Origin of the sequence: Phenylobacterium sp. Root700, assembly GCF_001429025.1 — a bacterium.
Taxonomy (GTDB): Bacteria; Pseudomonadota; Alphaproteobacteria; order Caulobacterales; family Caulobacteraceae; genus Phenylobacterium.
Window position 1 is genome coordinate 1 of the sequence record NZ_LMHT01000009.1, and the last position, 13,861, is coordinate 13,861.

The following is a 13,861-nucleotide window of genomic DNA, read 5'->3' on the forward strand; positions in this document are numbered from 1 at the left end:
CGGAGCCCTATGAATCAGACATCTCGCGCCGTGAGAATCCTGAATGTCGATACGCTCTAGGCCTCGACCGCGCGCAGCACTTCGAGCACCGCTTCGCCGTAGCGCTCCAGCTTGCCCTCGCCGACGCCTGAAATCGCGGCGAGGGAGGGCAGGCCCGCCGGCTTCTTGGCGGCGATCTCGGCCAGGGTGCGGTCGTGGAAAATCACATAGGGCGGCAGGTGCTGGCGCGCGGCCTCGTCGCGGCGCCAGGCGCGCAGGGCGTCGAACAGCGGCTGGTCGTTCGGGGCGATGACGGTCGCGGCGCTTGAGGCGCTGGCCTTCTTGCGGGTCCGGGTCGCCCGCGCGCCCGGCTCGGGATCGTCCAGCCCCTTGCGCAGCGCCACGCGCCGCTCGCCGCGATAGACCGCCTTCACGTTCTCGACTTCGCCGAGGCCGATCAGCGGATAGCCGTCCTCGTGGTTCTCGCGCAGCAGGCCGTCGAACAGCAGCTGGTCGAACAGGTCGCGCCAGCCGGCGGCGCTGAGCTCCTGGCCGACCCCGAAGGTCGAGAGCCCGGCCTCGAAGGCCGACGGGGTCTTGGTCTTGCCCAGCAGGTGATCGACCAGCCGCACGCGGCCGAACCGGCCGCCCATGCGATGCACGGCCGACAGCGCCTTCTGGGCCGCCTCGGTGGCGTCGACGGTCTCGACGGTCCCCAGGCACAGGTCGCACTGGCCGCAGGAATCGACGCCCTCCTCGCCGAAGTAACGGCGCACGGCCGCGGCGCGGCAGGAGCCGCCGTCCAGCATGGCGTAGAGCTGGCGGACCTTGCGGCCCTGGACCTGCTTGACGCTCTCGTCGACGTCGCGGCCGTCGAGGCGGCGGAACGCCCAGGCCATGTCGGAGGCGCCATAGAGGGTGATGCCCTCGGCCGGATCGCCGTCACGCCCGGCCCGGCCGATCTCCTGCCAATAGGCCTCGATGGAGGCCGGCGGGTCGGCGTGGATCACGAACCGGACGTCGGGCTTGTCGACGCCCATGCCGAAGGCGATCGTCGCCACCATCACCGCGGCGTCGGCTTCCAGGAACTTCTCCAGCCGCTGGGCGCGCAGGTTCTTGTCGAGGCCGGCGTGATAGGCCAGCGCCGGCACGCCCTCGCCGCGCAGGGTGTCGGCCAGCTTGTCGACCCCGTCGCGCGAGCCGGCGTAGATCACGCCCGAGCGGTCGGGGCGGGCGGCCACCAGCTCCAGCACCCGCTTGTGGCCGGCGCCGCGCTTGCGTTCGGCCGACAAGGCCAGTTCGGGCCGCGCGAAGCTGGCCACGAACTCGGCGGAATCGTGCAGCCGCAGCTCGGTTCGGATGTCGTCGCGGGTCCGGTTGTCGGCGGTGGCGGTGACCGCCAGCCGCGGCACGTTCGGGAAAATGTCGGCCAGCCGGCCCAGCATCCGGTACTCGGGCCGGAAGTCGTGGCCCCACTGGCTGACGCAGTGAGCTTCGTCGATGGCGACCAGGGCCAGCGGAACCCGCGACAGCCGCTCCAGCATCGCCGGCTGCATCAGCCCCTCGGGCGAGATGTAGAGCAGGTCAAGCTCGCCCCGGTCGATCTTCTCCCAGGTGTCGGCGCGCTCCCAGGCCTCGCCGGTGGAGTCCAGCTTGGCGGCGGCGACGCCGGACTGTTGCAGCCCCGCGACCTGGTCGGTCATCAGCGCGATCAGCGGCGAGACCACCAGGCCCAGGCCCGGGCGCATCATGGCGGGGATCTGGTAGCAGACGCTCTTGCCGCCGCCGGTGGGCAGCACGGCCATGGCGCTGCGCCCGGCCAGCACCTCGGTGATCACCTCGGCCTGGCGCCCCCGGAACTCGGCGTGGCCGAAAGTGCGGCGCAGGATTTCCCGCGCTTCATCGAGGGAAGCAGGCATGGGTCGGTACATAGCCATGCCCGCCGGTCATGGGGAGGGAAAGATGCTGCGACTTATGTCCCAACATCAATTCCTCTCCCCCCAAGATCCTCCCCCGCTGGGGGAGGTGGCGCGCGCAGCGCGACGGAGGGGGATCGCGGCAGGAGTCAAAGTNAGCATCTGTCGTCAGGCTACTCCGCGGCGATCGCCTGTGGCGCGGCTTGGGCGCCGCGCAGCAGGCGGCCGGGCAAGGCGCCGGTAGGCTCGCCGTCGCGATAGGTGATCTCGCCGGCCACGATGGTCGCCACATAGCCGTCCGCCCGCTGGACCAGCCTGCGCCCGCCGGCCGGCAGGTCGTAGGCCACCGACGGGGCCTTCAGGGTCAGGCCGTCATAGTCGATGACATTGAGATCGGCCCGGTAGCCCGGCTGTATCAACCCGCGATCGTGCAGCCCGACCGCCTGGGCGGTGTCATGGGTCTGCATGCGCACCATGGCTTCCAGCGACAGCTTCGGACCCCGCGTCCGGTCCCGGGTCCAGTGGGTGAGATTGGAGGTCGGGAACGAGCCATCGCAGATCATGCCGACATGGGCCCCGCCGTCGGAAAGGCCCGGCACGGTGTCGCGGTGGTTCAGCATGGCGAAGGACGGGTCGAGCGAGCCGTCGGCGTAGTTCAGGAACGGCAGGTACAGCATGCCGCGCCCCTCGTTTTCCAGCATGTGGTCGAGAGCCAGTTCCTGGGGTGTCACGCCGCGCGCCTGGGCCAGGACCGCCAGGGTGCGCTCAGGCGTCTGTTCGTAGTCGGGCGCCTCGCCCATCAGGAACATGATGGCCCAGTTCTGGATCAGGCTGGTCCCCAGGCCGGGGGTGGCCTGCGGCTCTTCGGCCAGCAGCCGGGCGCGGAACTGCGGGTCGCGCAGATGGGCGACCCGCTCGGCCAGCGGCAGTTTGGCGATCTCGCCGTAGGTCGCGTGCTGGCTGAACGGGTTCACCGTCAGCTCCAGCCCGAACAGGATGCCCACCGGCCGTCCGGCCACCTGGGCGCGCATGGTCAGGCCGGCGTCGTTGGCCTCCGACAACCGCTCCAGCAGGGTGCGCCACTGGTTCGGCTGGCGTGGATTCTGCACCAGCGAGAACGACAGCGGCCGGCCCGACCGCTCGACGATCCGGCGCAGCATGGCGAACTCCTCCTCCGGCTCGGCGAAGTCGGAGACGAACTGCAAGGCGCCCTTGCCGGCGGCGGCCAGGCCCAGCGCGATGCCGGTCAGTTCGTCCTCCGAGGCGGTCAGGGTCGGGGTCGGCTGGCCGTCGCTGGTGCGGTGGTTGAGCGTGCGCGAGGTGGAGAAGCCGAGCGCGCCGGCCTCCATCGCGCCCTTGGCCAGGGCCGCCATCGCGGTGATGTCGGCGGGGGTGGCGTCCTCGCGGTTGGCGCCGCGCTCGCCCATCACATAGACCCGCAGGGCCGCATGCGGCAGCTGGGTTCCAATATCGACGTCGAAGCGGCGCGCAGCCAGGCTGTCGAGATAGTCGGGGAAGCTCTCCCAGTTCCAGGGCAGGCCCTGGGTCAACACCGGGAAGGGAATGTCCTCGACACCTTCCATCAACCGGATCAGCCGGTCGTGGTCCTCGGGTTTGCAGGGCGCGAAGCCGACCCCGCAATTGCCCATCACGACGGTGGTCACCCCATGCCAGGCCGAGGGCTGCATGTGGCCGTCCCAGGTGGCCTGGCCGTCATAGTGGGTATGGATGTCGACAAAGCCGGGGGTGACGATCTTGCCGCGTGCGTCGATCTCCTGGGCGCCTGCGGCCGCGATCTTGCCGATGGCGGCGATGGCGCCGTCCTTGATCGCGACGTCAGCCTCGAAGGGCGCGGCGCCGGAGCCGTCCACCAGCGTTCCGCCCCGGATGACGAGGTCCCAGGCGCGTTCCATGGCCATCTCCCTTGATCGCTCTTGTCGACGTTTGGGAGATTAGCCGCTCCGACACGGCGTCAGGTCAAGGGCGCCCCTACGGCGCCACGCCCTCGCGCGGCTTCTCCGAGGTCTTGGACGCGCAGCCCTTGAAGGTCTTGTCGCCCAGCACGACCTCGGCCGCCAACGGGTACTTCAGGTCCGACATGCCGTCCGAGCAGCCGGCCTGTTCGCGGAGCGTGATCTTCAGCGGCTTGTCGCCGACCAGGGTCTCCCAGACCAGTTTGTCGCCGCCGCCGGTCCATCCCTTGTTCGGCCCGGCGACATTGGAGTCGGGCGTGCTGAAGCTGATCTGGGTTTGGCGGATCTGCACGGCCCAGAAGGGCTCGGTCCCGTGCGCGTCCAGGTCGCCCATGAAGGCCTCGGGCGTGGCCGCTTCGGTTGCGCCGCCTTCGGTCACCGACACGGCCGGCGCGTCGGCCGGGGCCGTCGCGGGCTGGCCGCCCGGCGCCTGCGGCTGGCAGGCGCTGAGCGCGATGGCGGCGATGAGCAGGAGAGCATGTCGCATGAAGGCGTTCTTTCGCGGCGGCCGAACGAAGGTAGAGTCGCCCGAATGAGTCGGGCCTTCAACTATTACGAGTTTTTCGCCGGCGGCGGCATGGCCCGCCTGGGTCTCGGCCCCCATTGGGCCTGCGCCTTCGCCAACGATTTCGACCCGTTGAAGGCCGCGACCTACCGGGCCAACTTCGCCGATGCGGAGGCCCATTTCCAACAGGGCGACGTCTGGAAGCTCGATTCCGCCGCCTTGCCGCCGCGTGTCGATCTCGCCTGGGCGTCCTCGCCCTGCCAGGATTTCAGCCTTGCCGGTGCGCGCGCTGGGCTGGAGGGCGGACGCTCCTCGGCCTTCTTCGGCTTCTGGCGGCTGATGGAGGCGCTGGGGCCTGACGCGCCGCGCGCGGTGGTGATCGAGAACGTCAGCGGCCTGCTCACCTCGCATGGCGGCGATGACTTCACGGCGCTGTGCCGGGCCCTGGCCGGCCAGGGCTACAGCTTCGGGGCGCTGGAGATCGACGCCGCCCGGTTCGTGCCGCAGTCGCGGCCCCGCGTGTTCGTGATCGCCACGCGCCAGCCGCCGTCGCCGGGCCTGGTCGGCGACAGTCCGTTCCACACCCGCGCGGTGCGTGAGGCGCAGGCTCGCCTGCCGGACGATCTGGCCGACCGTTGGATCTGGTGGCGCGGTGAGGCGCCGGCGATGCGCAACACCGATCTCGCCAGCCTGCTGGAGCCCGACGCCGACGTCGTCTGGCACGACGGCGCGCGCACCGAGCGGCTGCTGTCGTTGATGGCGCCGCTGCATCGCGCCCGGATCGAGGCGGCCAAGATTTCCGGCGTCCGTTCGGTGGGCGCCGTCTTCCGCCGGATGCGAGTTGTTGACGGCCAGAAGCTGCAGCGGGCCGAGGCGCGTTTTGACGGTCTGGCCGGCTGCCTGCGCACGCCGCGCGGCGGCTCCTCGCGCCAGACCCTGGTGGTGATCGACGGCGAGCGGGTGCGCACCCGGTTGATCTCGCCGCGAGAAGGCGCGCGGCTGATGGGTTTGCCCGACAGCTATGTCCTGCCGACCGCCGCGACCGGGGCTCTGCATGTGGTCGGCGACGGGGTTGTCGTGCCGGTGGTCCGCTGGCTGGCGGCGACCCTGTTGGAGCCGTTGTTGGGGCCGACCGCCGCCGTTGTGGCCGCCGAATAGGCAAGCTCTGCCTGCGGCCAGAAGAAGTGCGCTTCCAAATCCCGTTCAGGGCCTTAGGTTAGCCGCTCACGCTCCCAGCCAGAGACACGAGAGAGCCATGGCCGACGCCTCCAACTACGACGCAGCCCGCTACAAGCGTTCCGGCCGCGGCAAGATCTTCGACTCCGTGATCGATCTGATCGGCGACACGCCGCTGGTCCGCCTGCCGAACCTGACCAAGGCGCTGAAGCCCAAGGGCGAGGTCGTGGCCAAGCTCGAGTTCTTCAATCCGCTGGCCTCGGTCAAGGACCGGATCGGCGTGGCCATGGTCGAATGGCTGGAGGCCACCGGCCGGCTGAAGCCGGGCGGCTCCATCGTCGAGCCGACCAGCGGCAACACCGGCATCGCGCTGGCCTTTGTCGCCGCGTCCAAAGGCTATCCGATCACCCTGGTCATGCCCGAGAGCATGTCGATCGAGCGCCGCAAGATGCTGCTGATCCTGGGCGCCAAGCTGGAATTGACCCCGGCCGAACGCGGCATGGCCGGCGCCGTGGCCCGCGCCAAGGAAATCGTCGATGCGACGCCGGGCGCGGTGATGCCCCAGCAGTTCGACAACGAGGCCAACCCCCTGATCCACCGGGTCTCGACCGCCGAGGAAATCTGGAACGACACCGATGGCCGCGTCGACGCGGTGGTTTCGGGCGTCGGCACCGGCGGCACCATCACCGGCATCGGCCAGGTGCTGAAGGCCCGCAAGCCCTCGGTGCGGATGATCGCGGTGGAGCCGGAGGCTTCGCCCGTGCTGTCGGGCGGCCAGCCCGCGCCGCACAAGATCCAGGGCATCGGGGCCGGCTTCGTGCCCTCGATCCTCGATCGCGGGATCATCGACGAGATCATCCAGGTCTCCAATGACGACAGCTTCGCCATGGCGCGCCGTATCGCCAAGGAGGAGGGCATTCCGGTCGGCATCTCGTCGGGCGCGGCCCTGACCGCGGCCTTCGACCTGGCCGCCCAGGACGCCTATGCGGGCAAGCTGATCGTGGCGATCATCCCGAGCTTCGCCGAACGCTATCTCTCGACGGCGCTGTTCGACGGGCTCTAGGCCCGCCTAGCCAATGAAGATCGCGGTGGTGGGCTGCGGCGTCGCCGGTATGGCGGCGGCGCTGGCCCTGGCGCGCCGTGGCTGTCAGGTGCAATTGCTTGAGGCGTTCGCCGAGCCGCGTCCGCTCGGCTCGGGCCTGCTGCTCCAGCCCTCGGGCCTGGCGGCGCTCAAGGTGCTGGACCTCGCCGAACCGGTGATCGTCCGCGGCGCGCGGGTCGATGAACTGGACGGCCGCGACCTGGCCGGACGCCGGGTCATGGCGATGCGCTACGCCGACTGGCGACCCCAGGCCTTCGGGGTCGGGGTCCATCGCGCCACCCTGTTTGGCGTGCTGCACGAGGCGCTGGCCCCGGCCGGGGTCGAGGTCCGCACCGGCGTCGAGATCGTCGGCTGGGAAGACCCTGACGCGCCACGGTTGATCGACGCGGCCGGCGGCGTTCACGGTCCCTTCGATCTGGTGGTGGTCGCCGATGGCGCGGCCTCGCGGTTGCGCGAGCTGCTGCGGCCAAGGGCCAAGGCGCCGGTCTATCCCTGGGGCGCGGTCTGGGCCAATGCCCGCGATCCTGACGGCGTCTTCGCCGGGGCGCTCAGCCAGCGCTATGATCGGGCCAGCACCATGATGGGCGTGCTGCCGATCGGGCGAGGTCCGGACGGCGACGCCGATCTGGTGAGCTTCTTCTGGTCCTTGCCGGTGGCGCAGATGGACAGTTTCTTGACGGGCGATCTGGACGCCTGGCGCGCACGGGCGCTGGCCATGTGGCCGCAGGCCGCGCCGATCCTGGCGCAGCTCGACCGACCGGAGGTCTTCTCCCGCGCCACCTATCGCGACGTGCGGATCGGCGACTGGTCGAGCGGCCGGTTCCTGCTGATCGGCGACGCCGCGCACGGAACCAGCCCGCAGCTCGGCCAGGGCGCGAACCTTGGCCTGATCGATGCGGTGGAACTGGCCGAGCGCCTGACGCCTGATGTCGTGAAATCGGTGCGGGGCTACCAGGCCGCCCGGCGGCGGCATGCGGGCCTTTATCAGTTCATCTCGCGCTGGCTGACGCCGCTGTTTCAGTCGGGCGGCTGGCTGGGTCCGTTCGTTCGGGACTGGCTCTTCACGCCAGGCTCCAAGGCGCCGGGCGCGCGGCAGATCGCGGCCTTCGTGCTGACCGGGACCCTGCGCCTGGGTCGCACGCCCAAGGCCCTGCGGCCATGACCGACGTCTTCACCCCGGAGAAACGCTCGGCGGTGATGGCCAAGGTCAAGGGCACGGGCACCACCCCGGAGCTGAAAGTGCGCAAGGCCCTGACCGCCTTGGGCGCCCGCTATCGTCTGAACCGCAAGGACCTGCCGGGCTCGCCCGACGTGGTGATGGCCGGGCGGCGGCTGGCGATCTTCGTCCACGGCTGCTTCTGGCACGGCCACGACTGCGCGCGGGGAAGCCGGGTGCCGAAGGCCAACCGCGACTACTGGCTGGCCAAGGTCGCCCGCAACAAGGCCCGCGACGCCGCCGCCGAGGCCGCGCTGACCGCGCAGGGCTGGCGGGTCGAGACGATCTGGGAATGCGACCTGAAGGACGCCGAGGCGCTGCGGGCGAGGCTGGCCGGATTACTCCACCCGCCATCGTCATCCTCCGGTCAGCCTTCCGGGCTTCGCCGTAGGCGAACCCGAGGACAGGCTCCGGCTGATCCGGGGGACCCAAGCTGAGGTGCAGAATGTGGATAGCCCGCTTGGGTCCCCCGGATCGTCCTTCAGACGACCGGAGGATGACGAGTGGGAAGTCAGGCGATGCTCACCTCGGTCTTCACCGAATTGGCGATGAAGCACTCTTCGTGCGCGTCGTGGTGCAGCTTGGCCAAGGCTTGCGCATCCGGCGCCTCGCCGTCCCATTCGATCTGCGGCTTCAGCGTCACCCGCGTCACCGCCGCGCGGCCGGGCGCGATCTCCTCCATTACGCCGGAGGCGTGGTCGCGATAGGCGGTGACGATGAAGCCGGCCAGCCGGGCCTTATGCAGGAAGGTCAGCATGTGGCAGTTGGACAGCGCCGCCACGAACATCTCCTCCGGATCGACCGCCGCCTCGACCGCCCACTTGCCGACCACGTGCGGCGAGGCCGAGGCCGGGACCACCAGGCCGCCGTCGAAGCTGATCACGTGGCCACGGCTGTAGCGGCCCTTGGCGAAGTCTTCGCCTTCCCGCAGGTTCCAGGCGACGTCGGCGGTGTAGCTGGCCATCAGAACGCCTCCGCCGGCAGGGCCATCATCAGCTCCGAACCGCTCTTCAGCTTGGCCAGATGGCCGCCGGTTTCGGGCAGGATGCGCTGCACGTAATAGCGGCCGACCACCAGCTTGGTCGAATAGAAGGGATCGGTGTCGCCAGCCGCGATCTTGGCTTGGGCGGTCTTGGCGATCTGCGCCCACATATAGGCCAGGGCGGTCAGGCCGAAGAGATGCATGTAGTCGGTGGAGGCGGCCCCGGCGTTGTCGGGGTTCATCAGGCCGTTCTGCATCAGCCACATGGTGGCGTCTTGCAGTTCGGTCTTGGCCTTGGCCAGACCCTCGGTGAAGGGCTTCAGGGCCTCGTCGGCCTGGTTGGCTTCGACGAAGGCGTCGACCTCGGCGAAGAAGCTCATTACCGCCCGGCCGCCGTCAGCCGCCAGCTTGCGGCCCACCAGGTCCAGCGCCTGGACGCCGTTGGTGCCCTCATAGATCAGGGCGATGCGGATATCGCGCATGTACTGGCTGACCGGGAAGTGCTCGGTGAAGCCCGAGCCGCCGTGCACCTGCACCGCGTCGGAGCAGACCTTCAGGCCGCGGTCGGTGAGGAAGCCTTTCACCACCGGGGTCATCAGCGCCATGTAGTCGCCGGCCTTCTGGCGGACGGCTTCGTCGGGGCTGGCGTGGGCCAGGTCGCCGTGCAGGGCGGTCCAGAACAGGAAGGCCCGGCCGGCTTCGATGATGGCGCGGCTGTCCATCAGCATCCGGCGCACGTCCGGGTGGACGATGATTGGATCGGCGGGACCGTCGGGGTTCTTCGGGCCGGTCAGCGAGCGGCCTTGCAGGCGTTCCTTGGCGAAGGTGGCGGCGGCCTGATAGGCGGCCTCGGCCTGGGCGACGCCCTGCATGCCGACCCCGATGCGCGCCTCGTTCATCATCACGAACATCAGCGACAGGCCGCGGTTCTCCTCGCCCACCAGCCAGCCGGTCGATTCCTCGTGACGGATCACGCAGGTGGCGTTGCCGTGGATGCCCATCTTCTCTTCGAGGCCGTCGCAATAGACGCTGTTGCGCGCGCCAGGCTTTCCGTCAGTGTCCGGAATGAATTTCGGCACGATGAACAGGCTGATGCCGCGGGTCCCCTGCGGCGCGCCCTCGATCCGGGCCAGGACCAGATGGACGATGTTCTCGGCCATGTCGTGCTCGCCGCCGGAGATCCAGATCTTTCCGCCGGAAATCTTGTAGCTGCCGTCAGCCTGGGGGACCGCCTTGGTCCGCAGCAGGCCCAGATCCGTGCCGCAGTGCGGCTCGGTCAGGTTCATGGTCCCGCCCCATTGGCCGGACGCCAGCTTGGGCAGGTAGAGGTTCTTCTGCTCGTCGGACCCGCCGTTCAGGATCGCCGAATAGGCCCCGTGGGTCAGGCCGGGATACATCGAGAACGCCATGTTGGCCGAGGACGACATCTCGGAGAACGACAGGTTCACCACGTGCGGCAGGCCCTGGCCGCCATAGGCCGGCTCGGCGCCCAAAGCGGGCCAGCCGCCTTCGACCAGCTGGGCGTAGGCGGCCTTGAAGCCGGTCGGGGTCTTGACCGTATGATCGGCGCTCCAGACGCAGCCCTCCTTGTCGCCGACCGCGTTCAGCGGGGCCAGGACCTCGCCGGTGAAGCGGCCGGCCTCCTCGATGATCTGCTCGACGACGTCCATCGAGGCCTCGGCGAAGCCGGGCAGGTTGGCGTATTTCTCGATCTCCAGCACGTCGCGCAGGAGGAAGACGTGGTCGCGTACGGGGGGCTGATAGGGCATGTCCGCTCCGGTGTGACGGCGAAAAGGGTCCCCGATCCGGTCGGAAACCCTTTGCAACTTAGCTTGAACGCGGGGCCGGGGCGAAGCCCGTAGACCGCCTATTTCACGTGTTCGAGATCGCCCAGCCGGGCGCGCAGCACCTGGTCGTAGTCGGCGGCGCGGGGCAGCAGGTCGGGCCGGGTGGCGGCTAGGTGCTGCTCCAGCGCGTCGCAACCGCGGCGCAGCTCGTCGATCGCGTGGTCGATGTCGGAGCGCTGCGATTCAAGCGCCACGATCCGCTCGCGGAACTTGAGCAGCGACTTGGCGTTCTGCGCCGCCCCGCCGTCGTTCAGTTCGTAGAGGTCGAGGATCTCGCCGATCTCGGCCAGGGCCAGGCCGACCCGCTTGCCGCGCAGGATCAACTGCAGGCGGGCGCGGTCCTTGTAGGAGTAGACCCGGTTCATCCCGTCGCGGGCTGGGCAGAGCAGCCCCTTGTCCTCGTAGAAACGCAGCGCGCGGGGCGTGCACTTGAACTCCAGGCAGAGCTGCCGGATGCTGAACGTGCGGTTGGGCCGGCGAAGGTCAACTGGCATGGGGCGTCCTCCCTGGACGCTTTGTTCCTATTCCTGACACCGTAAAACGATGGTTCCGTTTACGTCAAGGTGATCAGCGTTCAGTCAACCACGAGGTGGTCACTGGATCAGGCCTCGCAACCGCCGTTAGCTTGGGTCGTCGAAAGGGGCGTTTTCATGGTTCGAGGTCTTTTGCGGTCCGCCGCGTCGGCGGCGGTGATCGTCGTTTGCCTGTCGGTGTCGGCGCCTGTGCTGGCCGCCGAAAAGGCGCCCTCGGCGCTGGCCGGCGTGGCCCGTCAGGACGGCCTGCTGCCGACCTATGTCGACAAGGCCAAGGGTCGCATTCTGCTCTCGCTGCCCGCGCCGGACGCCGATGGCGTCAGCGGCCGCTATCTCTATCTCACCGCGCTCAAGACCGGCCTCGGCTCTGCCCCGGTCGGGCTCGACCGGGCGCGGCTTGGCGACACCCAGGTCCTGGCCTTCCGCCGGATCGGCAAGAAGGTGGTGGCCGAGTTCGAGAACCACAGGTTCCGCGCCGCCGGCGCCCCGGCCGACGAACAGGCCGCTGCGCGCGAGGCCTTCTCCATCTCCACCGTCTGGGCCGGAGAGATCGTCGAGACCACGGCTGACGGCCGATTGGTGGTCGACATCGCCAGCTTCCTGACCCGCGACGCGATCGGCATCGCTGAGGCCCTGAAACAGGCGGGCGAGCCGGGCTACAAGCTGGTTCCCGACCTGACCATGGCCGACCCCTCGGCGGTGAAGGTGTTTCCCGAGAATTTGGAGTTTGAGGCCCGCCAGACCTTCGCCTCCGAAACTCCAGGGCCGGAAGTGCGCAACATCGCGCCCGATCCCCGGCTGATCACCCTGCAGGTTCGTCACTCGCTGGTGAAGCTGCCCGAGCCCGGCTACGAGCCGCGGCCGTTCGATCCGCGCAGCGGCGGCTTTTCGACCATGGTGCTGGATTACGCCACCCCGCTTGGCGAGGAGATCGTCTACCGGCTGGCCAACCGTTTCCGCCTGGAGAAGACCCATCCCGGCGCCGCCAAGTCGCCGGTGAAGAAGCCCATCGTCTTCTATGTGGACCGCGCCGCGCCCGAGCCGATCCGCACCGCCCTGGTCGACGGCGCGGCCTGGTGGGCCCAGGCGTTCGAGGCGGCCGGCTTCCAGGACGCCTATCAGGTGAAGGCGCTGCCCGAGGGGGTCGATCCGCTCGACGTCCGTTACAACGTCATCAACTGGGTGGATCGGGCGACGCGGGGCTGGTCCTACGGCCAGGCCGTCACCGACCCGCGCACCGGCGAGATCATCAAGGGCTCGGTGCTGCTGGGCGCGCTGCGGGTGCGCCAGGACATGCTGATCTTCGAGGGCTTGGTCGGGGCGCACCACAACGGCACGGGCGGACCCAACGATCCGGTCCAGGTCTCGTTGGCGCGGCTGCGGCAGCTGTCGGCCCACGAGGTCGGCCACTCGATCGGCTTTGCTCACAACTACGCCGCCTCGACGCAGGGCCGCGCCTCGGTGATGGACTATCCCGCGCCGCGGGTGACCCTGAAGCAGGGCCGTGTCGACCTGTCGGACGCCTATGGGGTCGGGATCGGCGCCTGGGACAGGTTCACCGTCGACTGGCTTTATGGCGACGGCGGCGAGGCGCTGCAGTCGAAGGCCAAGGCGATGGTCGACCGCGGCCAACGCTATGTCAGCGACGCCGACGCCAGGCCGCTCGGCGCGGCCCAGCCTTGGGGCAGCCTGTGGGACGACGGCGCCGACCCGGCCGCCGAGCTGGACCGCATGATGGGCGTGCGCCGCGCGGCGCTGGAGAGCTTTGGCCTCGGCGCCCTGAAGCCTGGCGAGCCGGTCGCGAACCTGAAGCGCAAATACGTGCCGATCTACCTGCTGCACCGCTATCAGGTGGAGGCCGCGGCCAAGCTCGTGGCCGGGGTCGACTACGCCTATTCGGTGATCGGCGACGGCCGTGAAACCTCGCCGGCGGTTCCGGTCGCCCAGCAACGCCAGGCGCTGACCTCGCTGCTCGCCACCCTGGACCCGAGGGATCTGGATACCCCCGAAACCCTGACGACGATGTTGTCCTCGGCGCAGTCGGGCGAGCCTGATCGGCAGTACGTCATCGAGGTGTTCGCCACGGCCGGCGGGCCGGTGTTCGACCCGCTCGTGGCGGCCGATGTGGCGGCGGGCATGACGCTCGATCACCTGCTGGCGCCCGACCGCCTGACCCGGCTGGTCGACCAGAGCCGCCGCGATCCTGGTCAGCTCGGGGTTGGCGAAGTGCTGGACCGGTTGATCGACACGGCGTTCGCCCCGGCTTCGGGGCGGTTGGGCGAAGTCTCGCGCCGGGTGCAGACGCGGCTGGTGCTGGACCTGGCGCAGGCCGAGCGCGACCCGAAGCTGTCGCCGGCCGCCGCCTCGGAGATCGCCGCGCGGCTGCGGGGCCTGCCGACGAGGTTGAAGGGCGGGACGGACGCCGCCGACCGCGCCCATCGCCAGCGGTTGGTTGCTCTGCTGGCGGACCGCGACGCGCTCACGGCCCTGCTGGCGACCCCCAAGCTGAAGCCCGAGACCCCGCCCGGCATGCCGATCGGCGACGAGGATTATGGGGTGCTGAACTAGCGTCTAGGTGGGAGCCCCCTCCGTCTCGGCGCTGCGCACCGAGCTACCTCCCCCAGAGGGGGAG

11 protein-coding genes are annotated in these 13,861 nt (G+C 69.6%); 5 read left to right on the forward strand and 6 right to left on the reverse strand.

Annotation, left to right across the window (positions count from 1 at the left end; all coding sequences use genetic code 11):
* Positions 1–56: 56 nt before the first annotated feature.
* The 3 genes from recQ to ASE02_RS03980 all read right to left on the reverse strand — a co-directional run bounded on the left by recQ (position 57) and on the right by ASE02_RS03980 (position 4,355).
* A complete protein-coding gene (gene recQ, locus ASE02_RS03970; protein WP_235536607.1) occupies positions 57–1,898 on the reverse strand; it encodes a DNA helicase RecQ in 1,842 nt (613 codons plus the stop codon).
* Positions 1,899–2,068: 170 nt separating this feature from the next.
* Positions 2,069–3,808 (reverse strand): amidohydrolase family protein, encoded by a 1,740-nt coding sequence (locus ASE02_RS03975; RefSeq protein ID WP_056731394.1) that lies wholly within the window; start codon positions 3,806–3,808, stop codon positions 2,069–2,071.
* A gap of 76 nt (positions 3,809–3,884) precedes the next feature.
* Positions 3,885–4,355: a hypothetical protein gene (locus ASE02_RS03980; protein ID WP_056731396.1), complete on the reverse strand. Its 471-nt coding sequence runs from the start codon at positions 4,353–4,355 to the stop codon at positions 3,885–3,887.
* Between the two features lie 45 nt (positions 4,356–4,400).
* On the opposite strand from ASE02_RS03980, the gene ASE02_RS03985 reads away from it, so the two are divergent.
* The 4 genes from ASE02_RS03985 (at position 4,401) to ASE02_RS04000 (ending at position 8,304) form a co-directional block, all read left to right on the forward strand.
* The gene (locus ASE02_RS03985; RefSeq protein ID WP_056731398.1) at positions 4,401–5,531 is read left to right on the forward strand and encodes a DNA cytosine methyltransferase; all 1,131 of its coding nucleotides are present in this window, start codon (positions 4,401–4,403) and stop codon (positions 5,529–5,531) included.
* 97 nt (positions 5,532–5,628) lie between these two features.
* Positions 5,629–6,612 (forward strand): cysteine synthase A, encoded by a 984-nt coding sequence (cysK, locus tag ASE02_RS03990; RefSeq protein WP_056731400.1) that lies wholly within the window; start codon positions 5,629–5,631, stop codon positions 6,610–6,612.
* A 13-nt stretch (positions 6,613–6,625) separates the two neighbouring features.
* Positions 6,626–7,813, forward strand: coding sequence for an NAD(P)/FAD-dependent oxidoreductase (locus ASE02_RS03995; RefSeq protein ID WP_056731402.1), 1,188 nt, complete (start codon positions 6,626–6,628; stop codon positions 7,811–7,813).
* Positions 7,810–8,304 carry a very short patch repair endonuclease gene (locus ASE02_RS04000; RefSeq protein ID WP_082601867.1) on the forward strand — a complete coding sequence of 165 codons (495 nt, stop codon included), beginning with the start codon at positions 7,810–7,812 and terminating at the stop codon, positions 8,302–8,304. Before ASE02_RS03995 ends, ASE02_RS04000 begins: the two co-directional genes overlap by 4 nt.
* Positions 8,305–8,378: 74 nt before the next feature.
* Here ASE02_RS04000 and ASE02_RS04005 read toward each other — a convergent pair whose 3' ends face one another.
* From ASE02_RS04005 to ASE02_RS04015, 3 genes are all read right to left on the reverse strand, one after another.
* On the reverse strand, positions 8,379–8,831 hold the full coding sequence (locus ASE02_RS04005) for an OsmC family protein (RefSeq protein WP_056731404.1): 453 nt from the start codon (positions 8,829–8,831) through the stop codon (positions 8,379–8,381).
* A complete protein-coding gene (locus ASE02_RS04010) occupies positions 8,831–10,618 on the reverse strand; it encodes an acyl-CoA dehydrogenase C-terminal domain-containing protein (RefSeq protein WP_056731405.1) in 1,788 nt (595 codons plus the stop codon). The genes ASE02_RS04005 and ASE02_RS04010 overlap by 1 nt, the downstream gene beginning before the upstream one ends.
* Positions 10,619–10,716: 98 nt before the next feature.
* Positions 10,717–11,190, reverse strand: coding sequence for a MerR family DNA-binding transcriptional regulator (locus tag ASE02_RS04015; RefSeq protein ID WP_056731408.1), 474 nt, complete (start codon positions 11,188–11,190; stop codon positions 10,717–10,719).
* Positions 11,191–11,346: 156 nt separating this feature from the next.
* On the opposite strand from ASE02_RS04015, the gene ASE02_RS04020 reads away from it, so the two are divergent.
* Positions 11,347–13,797 (forward strand): zinc-dependent metalloprotease, encoded by a 2,451-nt coding sequence (locus tag ASE02_RS04020; RefSeq protein ID WP_056731409.1) that lies wholly within the window; start codon positions 11,347–11,349, stop codon positions 13,795–13,797.
* The last annotated feature ends 64 nt before the right edge of the window (positions 13,798–13,861 follow it).